This window comes from Glaciibacter superstes DSM 21135 (genome assembly GCF_000421145.1).
Lineage (GTDB): Bacteria > Actinomycetota > Actinomycetes > Actinomycetales > Microbacteriaceae > Cryobacterium > Cryobacterium superstes.
The window spans coordinates 100181-117891 of the sequence record NZ_ATWH01000009.1 but is presented as its reverse complement, the minus strand read 5'-3'; the positions used below and the strand labels follow the sequence as shown (position 1 = coordinate 117891).

Annotated in this window: 19 protein-coding genes and 2 pseudogenes; 14 read left to right on the top strand and 7 right to left on the bottom strand. The window is 65.5% G+C overall.

Translation table 11 applies throughout. From position 1 onward, the window contains the following. Positions 1–142: 142 nt before the first annotated feature. The 6 genes from K323_RS0113685 to K323_RS26120 all read left to right on the top strand — a co-directional run bounded on the left by K323_RS0113685 (position 143) and on the right by K323_RS26120 (position 3117). Positions 143–784 (top strand): TetR/AcrR family transcriptional regulator, encoded by a 642-nt coding sequence (locus K323_RS0113685; RefSeq protein WP_026851646.1) that lies wholly within the window; start codon positions 143–145, stop codon positions 782–784. Between the two features lie 111 nt (positions 785–895). Next, positions 896–1162 (top strand): hypothetical protein, encoded by a 267-nt coding sequence (locus K323_RS0113680; protein ID WP_022885847.1) that lies wholly within the window; start codon positions 896–898, stop codon positions 1160–1162. Between the two features lie 91 nt (positions 1163–1253). Further along, on the top strand, positions 1254–2072 hold the full coding sequence (locus tag K323_RS26125; protein ID WP_022885846.1) for a TIGR00645 family protein: 819 nt from the start codon (positions 1254–1256) through the stop codon (positions 2070–2072). Between the two features lie 60 nt (positions 2073–2132). Beyond that, a complete protein-coding gene (locus K323_RS0113670; protein ID WP_022885845.1) occupies positions 2133–2408 on the top strand; it encodes a 2TM domain-containing protein in 276 nt (91 codons plus the stop codon). Positions 2409–2470: 62 nt separating this feature from the next. Beyond that, a complete protein-coding gene (locus K323_RS0113665; RefSeq protein WP_022885844.1) occupies positions 2471–2734 on the top strand; it encodes a hypothetical protein in 264 nt (87 codons plus the stop codon). Beyond that, complete coding sequence (locus K323_RS26120) at positions 2731–3117, top strand: type II toxin-antitoxin system VapC family toxin (RefSeq protein WP_033373155.1); 387 nt, start codon at positions 2731–2733, stop codon at positions 3115–3117. Before K323_RS0113665 ends, K323_RS26120 begins: the two co-directional genes overlap by 4 nt. Before the next feature lie 36 nt (positions 3118–3153). On the opposite strand, the gene K323_RS0113655 is transcribed toward K323_RS26120, so the two are convergent. The 3 genes from K323_RS0113655 to K323_RS26115 are packed head-to-tail and all read right to left on the bottom strand — an operon-like array spanning position 3154 to position 4462. Further along, entirely contained in the window at positions 3154–3468 is a 315-nt protein-coding gene (locus K323_RS0113655; protein WP_022885842.1) for a type II toxin-antitoxin system PemK/MazF family toxin, read from the bottom strand. Then, positions 3458–3697: a hypothetical protein gene (locus tag K323_RS0113650; RefSeq protein WP_211219860.1), complete on the bottom strand. Its 240-nt coding sequence runs from the start codon at positions 3695–3697 to the stop codon at positions 3458–3460. The genes K323_RS0113655 and K323_RS0113650 overlap by 11 nt, the downstream gene beginning before the upstream one ends. 27 nt (positions 3698–3724) lie before the next feature. After that, positions 3725–4462: an EamA family transporter gene (locus K323_RS26115; protein ID WP_211219859.1), complete on the bottom strand. Its 738-nt coding sequence runs from the start codon at positions 4460–4462 to the stop codon at positions 3725–3727. A gap of 84 nt (positions 4463–4546) precedes the next feature. Between K323_RS26115 and K323_RS26110 the strand changes: the two genes are divergently transcribed. The 3 genes from K323_RS26110 to K323_RS0113630 are packed head-to-tail and all read left to right on the top strand — an operon-like array spanning position 4547 to position 7427. Next, complete coding sequence (locus K323_RS26110) at positions 4547–4984, top strand: Lrp/AsnC family transcriptional regulator (RefSeq protein ID WP_033373152.1); 438 nt, start codon at positions 4547–4549, stop codon at positions 4982–4984. A 56-nt stretch (positions 4985–5040) separates the two neighbouring features. Next, positions 5041–5874 carry an ABC transporter ATP-binding protein gene (locus K323_RS0113635; RefSeq protein WP_022885839.1) on the top strand — a complete coding sequence of 278 codons (834 nt, stop codon included), beginning with the start codon at positions 5041–5043 and terminating at the stop codon, positions 5872–5874. Further along, complete coding sequence (locus K323_RS0113630; protein WP_026851645.1) at positions 5856–7427, top strand: hypothetical protein; 1572 nt, start codon at positions 5856–5858, stop codon at positions 7425–7427. Before K323_RS0113635 ends, K323_RS0113630 begins: the two co-directional genes overlap by 19 nt. A 126-nt stretch (positions 7428–7553) precedes the next feature. Here the strand turns inward: K323_RS0113630 and K323_RS0113625 are convergent, their stop codons facing one another. Then, positions 7554–8963: an aminotransferase-like domain-containing protein gene (locus K323_RS0113625; RefSeq protein WP_022885837.1), complete on the bottom strand. Its 1410-nt coding sequence runs from the start codon at positions 8961–8963 to the stop codon at positions 7554–7556. On the opposite strand from K323_RS0113625, the gene K323_RS26105 reads away from it, so the two are divergent. Then, positions 8962–9963: a DMT family transporter gene (locus tag K323_RS26105; RefSeq protein ID WP_084697315.1), complete on the top strand. Its 1002-nt coding sequence runs from the start codon at positions 8962–8964 to the stop codon at positions 9961–9963. The genes K323_RS0113625 and K323_RS26105 overlap by 2 nt on opposite strands. Further along, positions 9960–10487, top strand: a complete 528-nt coding sequence (locus K323_RS0113615; protein WP_022885835.1) for a CinA family protein — start codon at positions 9960–9962, stop codon at positions 10485–10487. The genes K323_RS26105 and K323_RS0113615 overlap by 4 nt, the downstream gene beginning before the upstream one ends. A 159-nt stretch (positions 10488–10646) precedes the next feature. On the opposite strand, the gene K323_RS0113610 is transcribed toward K323_RS0113615, so the two are convergent. Then, positions 10647–12323 carry a serine hydrolase gene (locus K323_RS0113610; RefSeq protein ID WP_022885834.1) on the bottom strand — a complete coding sequence of 559 codons (1677 nt, stop codon included), beginning with the start codon at positions 12321–12323 and terminating at the stop codon, positions 10647–10649. Between the two features lie 205 nt (positions 12324–12528). On the opposite strand from K323_RS0113610, the gene K323_RS26100 reads away from it, so the two are divergent. Together K323_RS26100 and K323_RS26095 are read left to right on the top strand one after the other, a co-directional pair. Beyond that, a complete protein-coding gene (locus tag K323_RS26100; protein WP_033373119.1) occupies positions 12529–13476 on the top strand; it encodes a hypothetical protein in 948 nt (315 codons plus the stop codon). A gap of 3 nt (positions 13477–13479) precedes the next feature. After that, positions 13480–13995 (top strand): annotated as a pseudogene (locus tag K323_RS26095) (tRNA (N6-isopentenyl adenosine(37)-C2)-methylthiotransferase MiaB); the annotation flags it as partial. On the opposite strand, the pseudogene K323_RS30505 reads toward K323_RS26095, so the two are convergent. Both K323_RS30505 and K323_RS28935 read right to left on the bottom strand, forming a co-directional pair. Then, a pseudogene (locus K323_RS30505) lies at positions 13953–14171 on the bottom strand (IS1380 family transposase); the annotation flags it as partial. The pseudogenes K323_RS26095 and K323_RS30505 overlap by 43 nt on opposite strands. A gap of 251 nt (positions 14172–14422) precedes the next feature. Next, positions 14423–16216 carry an HNH endonuclease signature motif containing protein gene (locus tag K323_RS28935; RefSeq protein ID WP_084697313.1) on the bottom strand — a complete coding sequence of 598 codons (1794 nt, stop codon included), beginning with the start codon at positions 16214–16216 and terminating at the stop codon, positions 14423–14425. Positions 16217–16429: 213 nt separating this feature from the next. Here K323_RS28935 and K323_RS0113590 point away from each other — a divergent pair, with 213 nt between their 5' ends. Further along, a complete protein-coding gene (locus K323_RS0113590; protein WP_022885831.1) occupies positions 16430–17578 on the top strand; it encodes an epoxide hydrolase family protein in 1149 nt (382 codons plus the stop codon). The last annotated feature ends 133 nt before the right edge of the window (positions 17579–17711 follow it).

Here is a 17711-nt window from a genome sequence, read left to right as displayed (position 1 = left end):
CACACAAATCGAGAAGCTTGTCTAGTTTTGCGGCAACCTCTCTCGTTTGGGGATACTATTCTCTTGTGTGAGACTGTTGGGATCTACGACCGTGGAGGTGATTCGACTGCCAAATGAGTCAAGCGAGCCCAGTGAGGGACGCATGAGTTCGACGCGAGAGCGGTTTCGCGAGCAGGTGCGCGACGACGTGAAGCAGGTGGCTCTGGCGCAGTTGGTTGAAGGAGGAGCCCAGGCGATCTCGCTCAACGCCATCGCCAAGGAGCTTTCCGTCTCCGGATCGGCCCTGTACCGGTACTTCGCCAATCGCGACGAATTGCTCACCGCCCTCGTCATCGACGCCTATTCCGACCTGCGCGACGCCCTGGCGCGCGATGCTGCCGTGAGTGAGGGCGCGGCGACGCCCGAGGATCGCATCCGGGGGTTGGCGCGTGCGTACCGGCAGTGGGCACTCGCGCAGCCTCATCGCTACGAATTGCTCTTCAAGGCGCCCCTTCCCGGTTACAACGCGCACGCCGAGCCCTTGTCCAACGCCGCGCGATCACTGATGGGTATTGTGCTCAGCATCCTTGCCGGCCGCCAGGGTTCACAGGAGCGCCCGGCGCACCTCACCAACGACGAGGTGCTGACCGCTCGAAGCGGCGGCACCGACGACTTCCAACAGGCCGTCCGGGTGTGGTCGCGCCTGCACGGCCTGGTCAGCCTCGAGGCCGGTGGCGCTTACAGTGCCATGCACATTGACGCCGACGCACTGTTCGAACACGAGGTACAGGTGCTTGCGGCGTGAGTCGGCGAGTGACGTACTTCGAAACGGCGTACATCGAAGTGGGTATCCGCCGGTCGTAAGATGCCACAGATGACGGATGCGCGGCATCCGTTCGCCTCGCAGGCTTGACTCATGACCTTCACCGGCGCCGATTCCTGGGACGCGCTGTTCGAACACGACGTGATGTGGAGCATGATCGCCCGCCTGAGCGCCATCCTGCTGATCTGGTTCGTAGCCGGCCCGATCTACGTGACGCTCTTCAAGTTCGAGCCGGCCGAGAGTCCTGCCGTCGCGCCTGCTCAGCCGGTCGCCGCACATGTCGCGCCTGCTCAGCCCGTCGCCACCCGGCCCGCCTCCACCTCGCCGAGCCGTGACGTAAGCACCTTCCCGCGCGAATGAAGGTGCTCAGCTCACGGTTGGGCGCACATGTCGCGAACCGAGCGCGTAATCCCCGGGTTTTCCTCAGGTTTCTCCCCCTAGAATTCTGCGAGTGACCGACGTGAATGAAACGCCAGCGCCCTCGTCCACCGCACCAATTACCGCACCGCAGAATGCACCGAACGCGCCAAACCTGCCGAATCCGCCGACGGCCCGCCAGTTCCGTGAACCGTCACCCTGGGTTTCCGGCGTCGGCGGGCTGATCTTCTTCAGCCGGTGGCTGCAGGCGCCGCTCTACCTCGGCCTGATCCTCGCCCAGCTCGTCTACGTTGTGGTCTTCATGGTGGAGCTCTTCCACCTCGGAGAAGAGGTCTTCACCGACATCTCGCACATCAACGAGGCCAAGATCATGCTCATGGTGCTCGGCCTGATCGACGTCGTGATGATCGCGAACCTGCTGATCATGGTGATCATCGGCGGCTACGAGACCTTCGTGTCGAAGATCAAGATCGATGGGCACCCCGACCAGCCTGAGTGGCTCTCACATGTCAACGCGAATGTGCTCAAGGTCAAGTTAGCCATGGCGATCATCGGCATCTCGTCCATCCACCTGTTGAAGACGTTCATCGGCGTCAGCGACCTCCCGCCGCGGGGGCAGGAGGGTGAGCAGGAGAGCCTGACCGGCGAGACGTATACCTGGGACGGCGTGCTCTGGCAGGTCGTGATTCACATGGTGTTCATCGTTTCCGCAGTCGCGCTCGCCTGGATCGACAAGATGAGCGCCTCTGGCAGCCACATGCAGCATCCGGTCGCCGCCGCGCATCAGCCGGGTCCGCCGCCAACGGATGCCGCAGCACCGTTTCCGTCGCACGCCCGTGCGGCAGAGGCGCAGCCGAGCGTCGCGCCCGAGGCGTCCCCAGAACGGGTCTGACCCTGAACGGGGTGCGGTGCGGTCTGGTCAACCGGCCTCTTCGAGCGGTAGCCTCATCCCATGGACAACGAGGAGCTCAGGAAGATTGCGCACAAGCGGCTGAAGGCGCAGTCCGATTTCAAGCACTACCTGCTCATCTGGGCGGCCGTCACGATTCTCGTCGTGGGTGTCTGGTTCATCACCAGCCCCGGCGGCTTCTTCTGGCCGATCTGGGTCATCGGTGGCATGGGCGTTGCCGCCGTGTTCAGTGGCATCGATGCATACGGCCCCGGCCGCGGCGTGATAACGGATGACAAGGTCGACGCTGAGGTTCGCCGTATGACCAAGGACTCCTGACCGACCCATTCGGCCCGCACTCGGCGGTGTATCACCCGTGCCACCAGTGTCACACTTGGACTATGCCCACCACTCGACCCCGGCATCTTGTGACCGAAACCGATGCGCTCGCTGCAGCGCTGGATGATGCTGCCGTCCTGTGGCCGGGCCTGAGTCGCCCCCAGTTGCTCGCACGACTCGCGCTCGAGGGCCACCACGCAACGCAGCAGGTGCACGAAGAACAGCGCCGTCGCAGGCTTGACGCCGTTCGCAAGCACAGTGGTGCCCTCACCGGAACATATGGGCCTGGCTACCTCGAGCACGCTCGCGACGAGTGGCCGGCGTGATCGTTCTCGACGCCAGCGTTCTCATTGCCTATCTCGACGGCGATGCTACCCACCATGCTGCTGCGGAAACGATCCTCGCCGAAGCGATCGATGACGACCTCGCCATCAGCTCGCTCACCCTGGCAGAAGTGCTTGTCGCACCCATTCGCATGGGTCGGTTGGACCTGGTGCAGGCGGTATTGCGCGATCTGGAGATGAGGGAGTTGTCATTTCCTGCCGAAGTCGCAGAACGGCTGGTCCGATTGCGAGCTGACACGGGCTTGAAGATGCCGGACTGCTGCGTGCTGCTCGCGGCTGAGGAATCCGGCGCGAGTGTGGCCACATTCGACGATCGGCTTGCGCGAGCCGCTTCGACCCGCGGATTGACTGTGTTGGGTAGCTGACCTCACTCAGGCCGGCCTCACTCAGTCCAAGTTCAATCAGTCCAGCTCCAGGGCAAGCCGCAGGGCCTGATCGATCTCGTCAAGTTCGCTTCGGCTGACCCTGCCGACGAAATCGCCGAGGCGTTCAGGCGCGACTGCAGTCGTCTGCTCCACGAGCACCTGGGTCTCGTCGTTTCCGATAACGATGGTCGGCCGAAAGATGCGAGGTGATGCAGAACGCGACGTCGGTGCTACAAGAATTGTGGAGAGCAGCAGGTCGTCTGACTGCACCACAACGGCATATCGTGGACCCGTCTGCTCGTGACCCCTGGCGTTTCGCGGGGCATTCAGGCGACGGATGTCACCACGCACGCAGGTCGTCCATCTCTTCTGCCACTCGTCGGCTCTCGGCAACATCGTCTCGATCATTCGCCGCCTGCAGCGATTCCCGGCGCATCTGCTCGCGTCTGCGCAGTCGCACCGCATCGATCAGGGCCCGGCGCACGGCCTCCGACACGCTCGCGCCGTCTGCAGTCAGCTCGGCCAGGGCGCGCTCCGAGGGTTCATCGGTTCTGAAGTTCACGACGGGCATAGCAGCCATGATACGACGTTGTGTAAGACAAATCCACTACGCCCGCTGCCGGTGCAGGGCGACGCCGCCGATCACGAGAAGTACGCCGAGCGCCTCGATCCAGCTCGGCACCTGCGCAAGCACGAGCACCCCGATGACGGTGGCCGTTGCGGGCAGCAACGACAGCATCAGGGCGAAGGTGGCGCGCGGCATCCGTGCCATGGCGAGCTGGTCGCAGACGTACGGAATCACGGAGGAACAGACGCCAACGCCGATCGCGGCGGCCAGCAGGAGCGGCGCGGCGAGCGTGGCCGCGGCATCCGCGATGCCGATCGGCGCGACGACGACCATTGCGATGAGCATCGCGGCACCGAGCCGGTCGATGCCAGACGCGCCACCGTCGGCCGCGAGCCGGTGGCCGAGCACGATGTATGCCGCGAACAGTGCGCAGTTCGCGAACGCGAAGATCAGGCCGAGCGCCGCCCCGCTGAGGTGCACAGTGCCGCTCAGTTGCCCGGCGCCGCCCAGATGCACGGTAGTGAGCAGCCAGACGCCGGCGCAGGCGAGAAGGGCGGCGCCCAGGTTGCGACGTGAACGGATGCCGATGGCCGCGAGCACGATCGGCCCGAGAAATTCGATTGCGCCTACTGTCGCCAGCGGGAGCCGCTCGATGGCGAGGTAGAACACGCTGTTCATGGCGCCGAGTACCACTCCGAGAGCGATGAGCAGCCGGCGCTGACGCCAGGTCGAGACCTGCCAGGTGCGCCAGGGGCGACGCCAGATCGCGAAGATCACGGCGGCGGAAGCGATGCGCAGCCAGACGACGCCGAGGGCATCGACGCTCGCGAACAGGAGTACGGCGAACGCCGGGCCGAGGTAGTGGAAGACCGCGCTGGCCGCCGGGTGTTGGCCGAACTCGATGCCGATCCGCGACTGTCGACGGCGGAGCTGGCGCGCCGGGTGCAGGTGTCCGTGCCGACGGCGCGGGAACGCGTGCGCAGGCTGCAGGAGAGCGGCGTGATTCTCGGCTACCGGCTCGAGGTGAATCCGGCCGCCCTCGGCCTGCCGGTCGCGGCCTACGTGCGTGTGCGGCCGGGGCCAGGACAGCTGGCGAAGATCGCCGAGCTGGCGCGCAGCATCCCGCAAGTAAGTGAGTGCCATCGCATCACCGGTGAGGACTGCTTCCTCCTCAAGGTGCACGCGACAGACCTGAGCACGTTCGAAGTGGTGCTCGACAAGTTTCTGCTCTATGGGCAGACGACGACGTCGATCGTGCAGTCCACGACCGTTGCGCCGAGGACGCCCGGTCTGACCTGACGGGGCGTGTGACCACGTGCCTGACCACTTCGGGGTATTCCGTTAGGGTGGCTTGAATGACTGAGTCTCAGCCCCAGCCGACACACCAGCCCCAGCCGCCAGACCAACCACCCGCCGCGCTCAGCCAATCCGCTGCCGGCCCGGCCCTCAGCATCCGTGGCCTGGTCAAGGCGTTCGGTGAGAACGTGGCCGTCGATCACATTGACCTCGATGTGCCGGCCGGTTCGTTCTATGGGCTTGTCGGCCCCAATGGCGCGGGCAAGACCACGACCCTCTCGATGGCGACCGGGTTGCTGCGGCCGGATGCCGGGCAGATCCAGGTGCACGGCATCGACGTCTGGCAGAACCTGCTGGAGGCCAAGCGGCTCGTCGGAGTTCTCTCCGACGGTGTGAAGCTCTTCGACCGGCTCTCCGGCGAGCAGCTCGTCACCTACGCCGGCTACCTCAGCGGCATGTCGCGCGAGACGGTTGGTGAACGGGTCGCCGACCTCCTCCGGCTGCTCGACCTCGAGGACGCGGCCGGTGTTCTCGTCGTCGACTACTCCGCCGGCATGACGAAGAAGATTGCACTCGCCTGCGCGTTGGTGCACGCGCCGCGACTGCTGGTGCTCGACGAGCCGTTCGAATCGGTCGACCCGGTGTCGGCCGCCAACATCCGCGACATTCTGAAGGGGTACGTGACCTCGGGCGGCACGGTCATCGTCTCCAGTCACTCCATGGACCTGGTGCAGCGCATGTGCGACCACGTGGCGGTGATCGCGGCCGGCCGGGTGTTGGCGGCCGGCACCGTCGATGAGGTGAGAGACGGCCAGACGCTCGAAGATCGATTCGTTGAACTCGTCGGCGGACGCAGCCACGCGGAGGGCCCAGAGTGGTTGCGCATCTCGTAAGGCTCCGGCTGCTGGTTCTGTGGAACTCCCTGCGGCGTAGCCCCTGGCAGATGGTGGCCGTCATCCTCGGTGCACTCTACGGGCTCGGGATGCTGGCGCTCGCGGCAGCAGGACTCGTCGCTCTGAGTGCGGCGTCGCCAGATCTCGCGCGCACGATTGTGGTGCTGGCCGGTTCTGCCGTGGTGCTCGGCTGGGTGATCATTCCTCTGTTCGCCGCGGGCATGGACCAGACGCTCGACCCGGCCAAACTCGTGACCTTTCCGATTCCGCTGAACAGCCTGTTCGTGGGGCTGCTGGTGAGCGGGGTGCTGGGGATCCCGGGTGTGCTGACGCTGCTCGGAGCGCTGGCGACGGCTGGAACCTGGTGGCAGCATCCGTTTGCCGCCTTGATTGCGGTGGTGTGCGCGTTCGTTGGCATGCTGACCTGTGTTGTCGCGTCGCGCATGGTGGCGTCGATCTCGACCGGGCTGGCGTCTGGGCGCAGGTTTCGGGAGATCAGCGGGATCATCGCGTTTGTGCCGCTGGTGTTACTCGGGCCGATCATCGTGTTCGTGAGTTCGGGGCTCCGCGATTCCAGTGACGCGTTGCCGGGGCTTGCGGAGGCGCTGTCGTGGACGCCGCTGGGGGCGATCTGGTCGGTTCCGGCTGACGTGGTTCTCGGTAACGGCGGGGCGGCCGCGCTGAAGTTCGTGATTGCTCTGGCGACGCTGGCGCTGTGTGCGTGGATCTGGCGGGCGAGTCTGTCGCGGTCGCAGGTGTCGCCGATGCAGTCGGCGTCGCGCAAGCAGGTGCAAGGCAAGCTGGGGTTCTTCGGTCGGCTGCCGGCGACGCCGACCGGGGCGGTGGCGGCTCGGGCGTTGACGTATTGGCTGCGCGATCCGCGGTACGCGCGGCAGTTCATCATTGTGCCGCTGATTCCGGTTTTGATGCTGTTCTACGCGAACAATATGCAGTCGCTGGGGTTTTTGAATGCGACGGCGCCGTTGGTGGCGTTGCTGATGTCGCTGTCGATCTTCACGGATGTCGCGTATGACAACACGGCGTTCGCCCTGCATGTGTCGAAGGGGGTGAGCGGTGTCGCAGATCGTGCTGGTCGGGTGATTGCGCTCGGCTCGATCGCGTTGCCGGCTGTGCTGGTGCTGGCGGTGGCGACGGTGTGGATCTCGGATGCCTGGAGCATTCTGCCCGGGCTTCTGGGCCTGACACTCGGGGTGTTGTTCAGTGGTCTCGGTCTGGCGAGTGTGAGTTCGTCGCTCATCGTGGTGCCGGTTCCGGCGCCGGGGGACAGCCCGTTCAAGTCGCCGCCGGGCGGCGGCTTCACGACGGGGCTGATGATGTTCGCGGCCTGGGGGATTCTGCTGGTGCTGGTCATTCCAGAGCTGGCGCTGGCGATTATCGGTTTCACCACCGGGCAGGTGCTGTTCGGGTGGATCGCGCTCGTGGTGGGTGTGGTGCTGGGAGCGGGGTTGCTGGTGGCCGGCATTCGTGTCGGTGGTGCGCGTCTCGATCGCTCGGCGGCAGAGCTGCTCGCGCGGTTGACGCGGCAAGCGTAGCGCCGGGCCGGTTTTTCGCCGAGAGTCGCCGTTTGCGCCGCCTGACGCCGTAGCAGCGGCGATTCCGGGGCGAAGCGGCGATTCGCGGCGCGGGCTCGCGACCGCGACCGCACCCGCGAGCTCGGTTCAGGTGGCACGTTCGAGCGCGCGGCCGATGACTCGCGCGGCGTCAGGGAAGGCACCGGGGTTGGCGCCAGAGTAGTTGAGCCGGATGAACGGGCCGGAGGGTTCTGCCGGGAACCATTCCGTCCCAGGGGCGATGAGCACGTTCTCCCGTTCGCACTCGCGAACGAGCTGGTCGAGGTCAGCGGTATCTGGGAGGCGGAGCCAGAGGTTGAGTCCTCCGGGCGGCACCGCGGTGAGGTCGGCGAGTGGCGCGTGCTCGGTCACGCTGTCGATAAGCAGGTCGCGGCGGGCGCGGAGCTGTTGGCGCAGACCGCGGAGGTGCGTCTGCCAGCCGGGCTGGGTCACGATGTCGAGTGCTGCAGCCTGGAGGACGCCGCTCACGTACATGGCCGCCGCGCCACGGTCGGCGAGGATGCGCTCGCGTGCGGGGCCACGGGCGACGACGGCGGCGATACGGATGGCGGGGGAGACGCTCTTGGTGAGCGAGCGGATGTAGACGACGTGTCCAGCGTCATCCTGTGTGGCTACGGGCACGGATGTGGAGGTGATCCCGAAGTCGTTGGCCCAGTCGTCCTCGATGAGGAATGCGCCATGGGCCTGAACGATGTCGAGGATCCGGCGAGTGGTGTCGGCAGACCACTGCGCACCGGTCGGGTTGGCATAATTCGGCTGGGCGTAGAACGCCCGGGCGCCCGACTCTTCGAACGCGCGTGCCACCTCGTCGGGGTCAGGTCCGGTCGGTCCGGTCGGAACGGGAAACACGTGCACGCCGGCCTGTGCGGCGGCGAGGATCGCACCCCAGTAGGTGGGGGACTCCATGAGGAGGGGCTGACCGGTGGTCACGAGTGCCCGGAACGTGGAGCTGAGCCCACTCTGGCTGCCGGGTAACACGATGACGTCACTCGCTGTCGGCGGGGTGATGCCGACCGGGGTTGCGCCGGCAAGTTCGCCGGCGAACCAGGATTGCAGTTCGGGGAGCCCTGGGACAGGCGATCGAGTCAGGGCTGCGTCGCTTCGAGCGGCACGCGCGAGTGCGGAACGGATGAGTCGCTCGGGAAGCAACTCTCGGTCGGGGTAGCCGGCATGGAGGGCGACCCCGCCGTGAGGGGTGCTGCGCATCGTCGTTGTGGACGAGGGGAGCCGGCTCTGCGGCGCGCGGAGCGCGGCGGTCTGCCAGCCGTAATCAAGCGGCCGCGCCATGCGAACCGCTCGCACGAATGTGCCGACTCCTGGCCTGCTCTCGATGAGCCCCCGTGAGGTGAGAGTGCGAATGGCTTTCTGCACGGTTACCGGGCTCGCGTTGTAGCGCGTGACCAGCGCCCGCGTCGATGGCAACTTTGCCCCGGCCGGCGCCTCGGCGATCCAGTCCAGCAAGTCGGACACAATTCGGGAGCTGCTATCGTTGTCCATGACGATACATAGTAGCGCTACTGTCTCTAAGAATCACGTGATATCGCCGTCACGCGCTGGTCTCTGGTGGGGTCTCGTCGGGGTCGTGGCCTTCTCCTTTACGGTGCCGTTCACCCGGGTCGCCGTCGGCGGACTGTCGCCGCTGTTCATCGGTTCCGGGAGAGCAGTGATCGCCGCGGTCCTGGGAGTCGCCGTTCTCACTTTGACGAGGCAGCGACTCCCGCGCGGGACTCAGTGGGCTCGCCTCGCGGTGGTCGCCGCCGGCGTTGTGGTTGGATTCCCCTTGTTGACCTCGTTCGCGCTGACGAGCGTTCCGGCCAGTCACGGCGCTGTTGTCATCGCCCTGTTGCCGGCCGTGACGGCGGTGATGGCGGTTCTGCGTGGGAAGGAACGCCCACCGCGATCGTTCTGGGCGATGGCCGCGGCCGGCGCGGTGGTGACCGTCGCCTTTGCATCGCTGCAAGGCGGCGGTTTTGCACAACTGACGTGGCAAGATCTTCTGCTGTTCGGTGCAGTCATCGCGGCGGCGGTCGGCTACGCGGAGGGTGGACTGCTCGCACGAGAGCTCGGCTCCTGGCAGACCGTGTCCTGGGCGCTGGTGGTCTCTTCGCCTCTGATGATCGTCCTGACCATCGTTTCTGCGGTGCAGCAACCGCCGGTAGGCAGCCTGACCGAGTGGGCTGCCTTCGCGTACCTGGCTGTCGTCAGCATGTTCCTGGGTTTCTTCGCCTGGTATCGCGGACTCGCGATCGGGCCGATGGCGCGGGTCAGCCAGGTGCAACTTGTTCAACCCGTGCTCAGTATCCTCTGGGCAGCACTTCTCCTTCGTGAGGAGCTTGGCTGGGCGACTGTTCTCGGCGGCCTCGCCGTTGTGCTGTGCGCGGGCGTGGCCGTGCGTACTCGACTCAGTCGTCCCGCCCGTGCGATGGACCAGTCGGAGGCGGCCTCGCCTGGGAGGGGTAGAAATTGGGGGAGCCGGCGCACTATTATCCGGGAATGAGCGAGCGCGCGAATGACGGCAGTGGTGGGAACCTGAATGCGGGCGAGGTGCTGGAGTCGGTGGCGCGTCGCATCAGCGCGGCGGCCGCGCACTCTGGCGTCAGGGTGGCGGTGGCGGAGTCGTTGACGGGCGGAGCGATTTCGACGCACCTGAGTGCGGCGCGTGATTCGTCAGAGTGGTTTGCGGGCGCGGTGGTCGCCTACGAGTCCAGTGTGAAGTTCGAGGTGCTGGGTGTTGAACCGGGTCCGGTGGTCACCGCAGAGTGCGCGGAGCAGATGGCGCGCGGTGTTGCAGCCCTGTTGGGCGCGGATGTCGCGGTGTCGGTGACCGGGGTAGGTGGCCCTGGCTCGGAGGAAGGGCATCCCGCGGGCACGGTCTATGTCGGGGTTGCCGGCCATCATGGCTCGCGTTCTCGGCTGTTCCATTTCGACGGTGACCCGTCATCTGTTGTCGAACGCACGACCGAGGCGGCACTCAGGGAACTGGCCGACGAACTTGCGATGCACCGCATACCGGCTGACTAAACCTCGATCCACCGATCGGATGTCGCTTGTGGTTGGGATTCGGGTTGGCGGTGGCGCGGAGGGGAATAGTTCCTTAGACAAGTACTATTTTCCCTGATGAGAACGGCATTCTCTGCTTAACCCGCCGCGCATCCAACACAACTATCGGTGGATCGAGGTTCAGCCGGCCCGGGTGAAGACGCCGAGCCCGTTCGGCTCCTGCCCCTTCGCCGGGAACTTGTTGAAGTAGGTCAGGGTGACCCCGGTGATCTGCTCGCCCTCGCGGACGAAGACCGCTGAGGAGAGTGAACCGGGGAGCGCATTCTCACCTGTCGGCACGAAGGACAGGGTGTCGCCGTCCCATGGATCGATCTCGAACGTGTAGCCGCCCTCTGGGCCGAGCGCGCCGGTGAGGGTGCCGTTCTCCTCTGTCACGACGAAGTTGCCGAAGTAGGGGCTCGTGTACGTGCCGACGTAGTCACCGGCCGGACCCGCTGCCGCGGCACCTGCGGGGACCTCCTCGCCGACGAGGTCGCCCGCCGGGTCGGCGAAGTGCTCGAAGACGGTGGGCCATAGGTCCATCCAGGGTCGCGTCTCCTCACCGAACTGAACGAGGTCGACGAATTCCGAAACGATCATCTCCGGAACTCCCGACGGCGCTCCGTTCGTGAGCACGACGATCCCGAGGTTCAGATCGGGGATCATCGTGGCGTTGGTGGCTGTACCCCAACCGTATGCGCCGGAGTGGTTGATGCTGACGCGGCCGGCCACGGTGGCACCGACGTTCGTGCCGAAGCCGTAGTGCGATGTGCGCGTTGTCAGGTTTTTGGCATCGCCACCCATGATTGAATGGGCGGAATAGGTCTTTGCGAGCACGAGCGGGTCGATGAATTCTGCGCCGTCGACCTCGCCGTTGGCTAGCACCATATTCATCCACTTCGCAACGTCGCCGGCAGTGGAGGCGACACCGCCGGCAGGAGCCTCGGCATCAGCGTTACGGTCGAACAGCTGCTCGTACTGACCTTCTCCGGTACGCGCGTGCATCTCCGCGCGATCATCTACGGCGAGGAATTCGTCGTGGACGGTGTTCGTCGAAGTCATGCCGAGCGGCTCGAACAGCAATTCTTGCGCGGTCTCCGCCCACGTTTGCCCGCGCGACGCCGCGACGGCCTCGCCGCCCACCGTCAGGCCGAAGTTGGAGTACTGGTACGTGTCGCGGAATGACGCCAGAGGAATCTGGTTCATGTGGGCCATGATGTAGTCGACATCGAAGCCGATGTCCTCGAGTTCATCGCCGGCACCGGTCGGAATGCCGGTGCGGTGCGAGAAGTAGTCGGCGATCTTTCCATGCTCGGTCACGTACGGATCGTTCAGCGCGAAGTCGGGGAGGTATTCGACGACCGGATCCTCCCAGGACAGATCGGCGTCTTCGGTGATCGCTTTGGCCACAACGCTCGACGAGAGGGGCTTGGACAAAGACGCGAGCTGAAACACGGTGTCGACGTCTACGGGCTCCTCCGTCGTCACGTCCCGCACACCGTATCCCTCTTCGAACACGACCTCACCGTTCGAGACGATCGCGACTCCCGCGCCGGGCACTCCGGTTTGCTCGAGCGCCTTCTTGATGAACTGGGGAAGCGCATCGACGGCCGCGGCCACTGCCGTGTCGCGATCCGTGTATAGGTCGACGACGTCCTGGCCGGGATCTTCGCCGAGTGCGACGGCAAGCCCGCTCGAGGACGACGCTTCCTCGGCCGTACCCGCGGTGCAGGCCGTGATCCCCAGCGTGAGTACTGCCACCGCCCCGACGGCGACAACGCGTGCGATGCCCTTGTTCGTGCTGCTCATGCCGTTCATGTCGCTGCCTCCGGTTGACTATCTGTTAGCGGACCCATGGCTTCCTACGCGCACATACGAAGTCCTGGACTTCGGTCCCACAGAGACAGTGTGCATGGACAGAAGCGGACAAAACAACCTCCGCTTCCGGCCACGTCCTTAAGAGGGCGTCCGGAAACGGTCACATGCGCCATAATGATGTTCACACACGCTCCGGAGGGTGGACATGGAAGATAGGGCACTGCTCGAACTGATCTACCGCAGCCGCCCTGAGACGGTGGCGGAGCTCGCCGGCACCGCGCACGCGGATGAGGGCGAGGCCGCCGACGCCGTTGCGCGTCTCGCGCGGGGAGGTGCGATCTCGGTGCGCGATGGCACGATCGCGTACGCGACGCCGGCAATGTGGACGGCCGACGTCGTCGAACGCGAAGCGCGTGCGATGCGGCAGACGGCGGACGAGGCCGCCTCGCGAATCGAGGCGCTCGTTGCAGACCTACCGGCTCTGCTGCGTCACTGGGCTGTGGGCGAGGCATCCGGTGATATCGTTCCCGTTTTCGTGCGACACGGGCCGCAGGCGGCAGAAGACCTCTGGTACGACATCGCGCGGGAGGGGAGCGACACCGCCTGGTCAGTGCTTCCCGATCTCGGACGCTACTTGCAGACCGATCCGGCGCGCGCCAGCCGTTTCGCGGAGATGTTCGCCGGCAAGCGATCGGTGCGAGCCCTTCTCCCTCGTTCGATGGCAGAGAACGCCCGGCTCGTGGCGATCGCCAAACGCTACGCGGCCGTCGGGGTGGAGTTCCGCCTTCTCGACGATCTTCCGAGTTGGTTCTGGATCGACGGCGATGTGCTCGCATTGCCGATCGAATGGGGCGAGGGATGGCCGTCCAGCGTGATCGGTGTCCGTAGCGCGTCCCTCGCCGAGCTGGGCCGAAGCCTGTACCGCGAGCTCTGGCGTCGCGGCGAGCCGATCGGTGGCGTTGAGCAGCCGTGGGCGCCGCTTCTTGTGCTGATGAAGCAGGGCGTCACTCTCGACGCGGCATCGCGCAGGCTCGGGATCAACCCGCGAACGGGTCGGCGTCGCATTGCGGCGGCGATGGAGCAGTACGGCGTGTCGACATTGTTCGCCTTAGGTGTGGCGTGGGCCGCGGATGGGAAGCCCACCGCACGCTGAGCGGTGGGCTTCCCCGGCGAGACCGACGAGGACTTCGAAGAAACCATGCGCGTCGTCGAGCAGGCTCGCTTCGCGAGCGCCTTCACCTTCCAGTACTCGATCCGCGAGGGCACGCCCGCGGCGACCATGGCCGACCAGGTGCCGAAGGCCGTCGTGCCGGAGCGCTACAACCGGCTCATCGCACTGCAGGAGCGCATCTCGCTGGAAGAGAACCAGGCACAGGTGGGCCGCGAGGTCGAGCTACTCGTCTCGATGGGCGAAGGCAAGAAGGATGCTGCGACCCACCGGCTCACGGGTCGCGCCGAAGACAACCGCCTGGTGCACTTCGAGCTGCCGGAGGGCTCGGAGCGGCCGCGACCAGGCGACGTCGTCACAGTCACGATCACCCATGCCCCGCCGTTCCATCTGCTCGCGGACGCTTCCACCGGCGCACGGCTGCGAATCCGCCGCACCCGTGCCGGCGACGCATGGGACCGGTCACTGGCGGAATCGTGCGCGATCCCACCCACCAGCGAGGCGACCTTCAACCCGGCGTTGGCGCCCTTGTCGGTCAGGACGCTCAGCCACCGATCCGCCAGCTGGCGCAGCCTCGCATCCTGGGCCAGCCTCAGCACCGGGACCAGCCCCGCGGCCGACACGAGATTCGGTTCATCGAAAATGGCTGACACGTTGCGGCGACCATGAGAAAGTTGCATCTACGAGATGTCTTCCACTCAGGGGAATAGTTCCTTAGACAAGTACTATTTTCCCTGATGAGAAGGGCATTCTCTGCTTAACCCGCCGCGCATCCAACACAACTATCGGTGGATCGACGCTAAAGGTGGCGGAATGAGGGTCGAGTGGCGCGGCGCCGTCGCCGAGTCACAGGAGCGGCCGACACTGACGACCGACGGAACTGTGCGCGCCAGCCCAATCATTTAGGCGGGCGAGGAGAGGTAATCGGCGCCTATTCGCGGGAGGGTGGGCCGTCGCTGGGGTCGCGGCCGGTAGGCGCAGTTGTGCCTTGACCGGTGCGGCCGGGGTCGTCACGGCCGGGAGGTGCATCGCTGGGGCCGGGACCGGGGCTGGCGCTGGCCAGGGTGCCGGGGTCGGCGTGGCGGGTGGGGTTTCCGCCGCTGCCGGGTCGACTGTTGGCCGGGTCGGTGGCTCGGTTGGCGCGGTGGGTGTTGGTGTGGCGCCAGATTTGGGTGGGGTCCATCCAGTAGGGGGCTTTGATCTGAGGGACACCGCCTACGATGCGGATTTTCCAGCCGGAGGTTTCGATGCTGTGGTGGTGGTACCAGCAGAGGGCGACGCCGTTTGTGATGTCGGTGGGTCCGCCTTTGGCCCATTCGGTGACGTGGTGGAGTTCGACCCAGGAGGTGGGGGCGTTGCAGCCGGGGATTATGCAGCCGCCGTCTCTTGCGATGATGGCTTTGCGTTGGTTGGTGGTGAAGCAGCGTTGTTTGCCGCCGAGGTGGAGGATGTCACCATCGTCGCCGAAGACGATGGTCTGGTAGCCGCCGGCGCACATCATTTGCCGCACGGTCTTCAGGTTGATGGGGTCTTCAACACCATCAACCCAGCCCACACCGGTGCCCGAGGCCAGGTCGGCGGCGTTGACGTGGACCATCACGGTCGGTGCGGCACCGCCCAGGGTGGGAGTGTCGGCATCGCGGGTAATGCATTCCAAAGCGGCGCGGAGGATGTCTGCCCTTTTCTCGCCGATGGGCCGGGCGGGTCCGGTGAACTCGGTGTCGAGTTCAGCGCCGGGGATGATCTCCCCGGCTTCGATGCCTTCACGGTTCTCAATGTCTTGGTCGCGTTGGGCGACGATCTGATCGAAGGTGGCTTGTTCCTTCTTGCTGGGGAACGACGGGGTTGCGGCGTGGGCGCTGAGGTAGGTGTCGAAGAGTCCGTTTAGGACGCCGCGCATTTCTGGGGTCACGCCGCCGCGTAGCGGGTAGAGGCCGTTGCGTATGCGTCCGAATCCGAAGTTGCTGCGTGCTTCGGAGGGTTCTTCGTTGGGCGCGGTGCCGTCGGGGTCGAGGCGTGCTTTCCACACGCCTACTTGGATGCGGAGCAGGTCGGCGCTGAACGCGAACCCGGTAGTGCGCCCCGCACCGGCGTCGCCCGGTTCATCGCGCCGGGCATCTTCCGAACCCGCATCGGACCCGTCGGGGGTCTCCGCATCGGCGGCTCCGATGGCGGAGGCGATGAGGGCGCCTTCGGCGGCGGCGAGATCGCCGGGGGTGCAGTGGTTGGTGAGACTGCTCAGGCCGTTGACGATCACATCGGCCTGGTCAAGTGTGATCAGTCCCGCGGTCAGCGCCGCATTCACGGCGGGGAACAACGGTGGGAGCACTGTTCCGCCCTGCGGGCGAGGCTCGACCCGGTTGCCCAAGTTGATGCGGCGGGCCGCTTCCTTCCCCGAGACACCGGTGACGCGGGTGATCAGGTCACGACCAGACTTGCACCCACGCTTCCACGCCAGCGACTCCCGGCCCAGGTGCCGGGCGGAGCGTTCCTCGACCTGGTGGGCGGTACCGACACGGCCGGCATCGATCAGCCGGCCGACTCTCTCGAAGCCATCCATCGACTCGACGTTTCCGTCATCGTCCATCGCCGTGAACGACGTCGCCGCCAGCGACTCTCGAATGATCTCCTCCGCCACCCGAAGCGCATCCGGCAATGGAAGCGGTGCCGCAACAGCACCGGTGTCTGCGCCGGAACCTGCGGGAGTCGGGGCCGTCATTGTCATTGAGCCAGGTCACCTTCCTGATACCAGTCGAGCGGGGTTTCTTGGGTATCACCACCGTACCAATAACCAAACAGGATTACTAGTGTTCAGAGTAATGTATTTGACAAAAATCGAAGAGAGATTCGAGTCATCCACATCACCGCATAGCGGACAAGATCTGTCCTATAGGGCGCATATCGTCGGTGGTGTCCGACAACGAGAGAGGCATTCCACATGACCGACGCACTGATTTCGCCCTTCCGCATCCAGATCCCGCAGGCCGACCTGGACGCACTGAACGACCGGCTCGACAACACCCGGTGGCCAGACGAACTGCCGGGCGTCGGGTGGACCTACGGTGTTCCAGTCAGCTATTTGAAAGGGCTCGCCGAGTACTGGCGCAACTCCTACGACTGGCGCACGTTCGAGGCGAAGCTCAATGACTTTCCACAGTTCACCACGGAGATCGACGGACAGAACATCCACTTCCTGCACGTGCGTTCGCCCGAACCGAACGCGCTGCCGCTGATCCTCACGCACGGGTGGCCGGGATCGATCGTGGAGTTCATGAACGTCATCGGGCCGCTCACCGACCCTTGTGCCTACGGCGGTGACCCGGCGGATGCCTTCCATGTCGTCATCCCATCCATGCCCGGGTTCGGGTTCTCCGGGCCGACGCGCGAGACGGGCTGGGACATGGCGCGGATAGCGCACGCCTGGGCCGAGTTGATGCGTCGGCTCGGGTATGAGCGGTACGGCGCACAGGGCGGCGACGCGGGTTCGGTGATCTCGCCGATGCTGGGCGGCATCGATCCGCAGCGCGTCGTCGGCGTGCACGTCAACGGCAGTCTCGGATTCCCCACCGGCGATCCGGCCGAGATGGCCGCCATGAGTGAAGCCGAGTTGGCAAGGCTTGGTGCCCTGCAGAGTCAGATGACGGATGGCACGGGGTACGCGATCATCCAGTCGACGCGGCCGCGGACACTGGGCTTCGGACTCGCCGACTCACCGGTCGGGCAGTTGGCCTGGATCGTCGAGAAATTCAAGGAGTGGACGGATCCTGCCTTCGAGCTGCCCGAGGACGCCGTCGATCGAGACCTGATGCTCACCAATGTCAGCGTGTACTGGCTCACCAACACGGCCACGTCGGCGGCGCGGCTCTACAGGGAGGGCCAGGCCAGCTGGGGCCAGCCGGCGGAGCGGTCAGAGGTGCAGTCGGGGTTCGCGGTCTTCCCTGGCGACTTCGGAATTCGGCCGATCGCCGAGCGCGATAACAACGTGGTGCACTGGTCGGAGTTCGAGCGGGGTGGCCACTTCCCGGCGCTGGAGGTCCCGGACCTTCTGGTCGGCGATGTGCGCACGTTCTTCCGCGGCGTTCGGTAGCAACCATCTTGGCCGGCGACGCAACTCGACATCTTGACCTCAGGCATCCGCTCGTTCTAAAGTAAACATCGTCCACATTGCTTCTCGCCGAAGTGAACCGCTCATGAACGATCGATAGAAAGGAACATGAATC

Bases quoted from the DNA above. Each gene is read 5' to 3' on its own strand.
- K323_RS0113685 (WP_026851646.1), top strand. From the start codon at position 143: ATGAGTTCGACGCGAGAGCGGTTTCGCGAGCAGGTGCGCGACGACGTG.
- K323_RS0113680 (WP_022885847.1), top strand. From the start codon at position 896: ATGACCTTCACCGGCGCCGATTCCTGGGACGCGCTGTTCGAACACGAC.
- K323_RS0113670 (WP_022885845.1), top strand. From the start codon at position 2,133: ATGGACAACGAGGAGCTCAGGAAGATTGCGCACAAGCGGCTGAAGGCG.
- K323_RS0113665 (WP_022885844.1), top strand. From the start codon at position 2,471: ATGCCCACCACTCGACCCCGGCATCTTGTGACCGAAACCGATGCGCTC.
- K323_RS0113650 (WP_211219860.1), bottom strand. From the start codon at position 3,697: ATGGCTGCTATGCCCGTCGTGAACTTCAGAACCGATGAACCCTCGGAG.
- K323_RS0113635 (WP_022885839.1), top strand. From the start codon at position 5,041: ATGACTGAGTCTCAGCCCCAGCCGACACACCAGCCCCAGCCGCCAGAC.
- K323_RS26105 (WP_084697315.1), top strand. From the start codon at position 8,962: ATGACGATACATAGTAGCGCTACTGTCTCTAAGAATCACGTGATATCG.
- K323_RS0113625 (WP_022885837.1), bottom strand. From the start codon at position 8,963: ATGGACAACGATAGCAGCTCCCGAATTGTGTCCGACTTGCTGGACTGG.
- K323_RS0113615 (WP_022885835.1), top strand. From the start codon at position 9,960: ATGAGCGAGCGCGCGAATGACGGCAGTGGTGGGAACCTGAATGCGGGC.
- K323_RS0113610 (WP_022885834.1), bottom strand. From the start codon at position 12,323: ATGAACGGCATGAGCAGCACGAACAAGGGCATCGCACGCGTTGTCGCC.
- K323_RS26100 (WP_033373119.1), top strand. From the start codon at position 12,529: ATGGAAGATAGGGCACTGCTCGAACTGATCTACCGCAGCCGCCCTGAG.
- K323_RS28935 (WP_084697313.1), bottom strand. From the start codon at position 16,216: ATGACAATGACGGCCCCGACTCCCGCAGGTTCCGGCGCAGACACCGGT.
- K323_RS0113590 (WP_022885831.1), top strand. From the start codon at position 16,430: ATGACCGACGCACTGATTTCGCCCTTCCGCATCCAGATCCCGCAGGCC.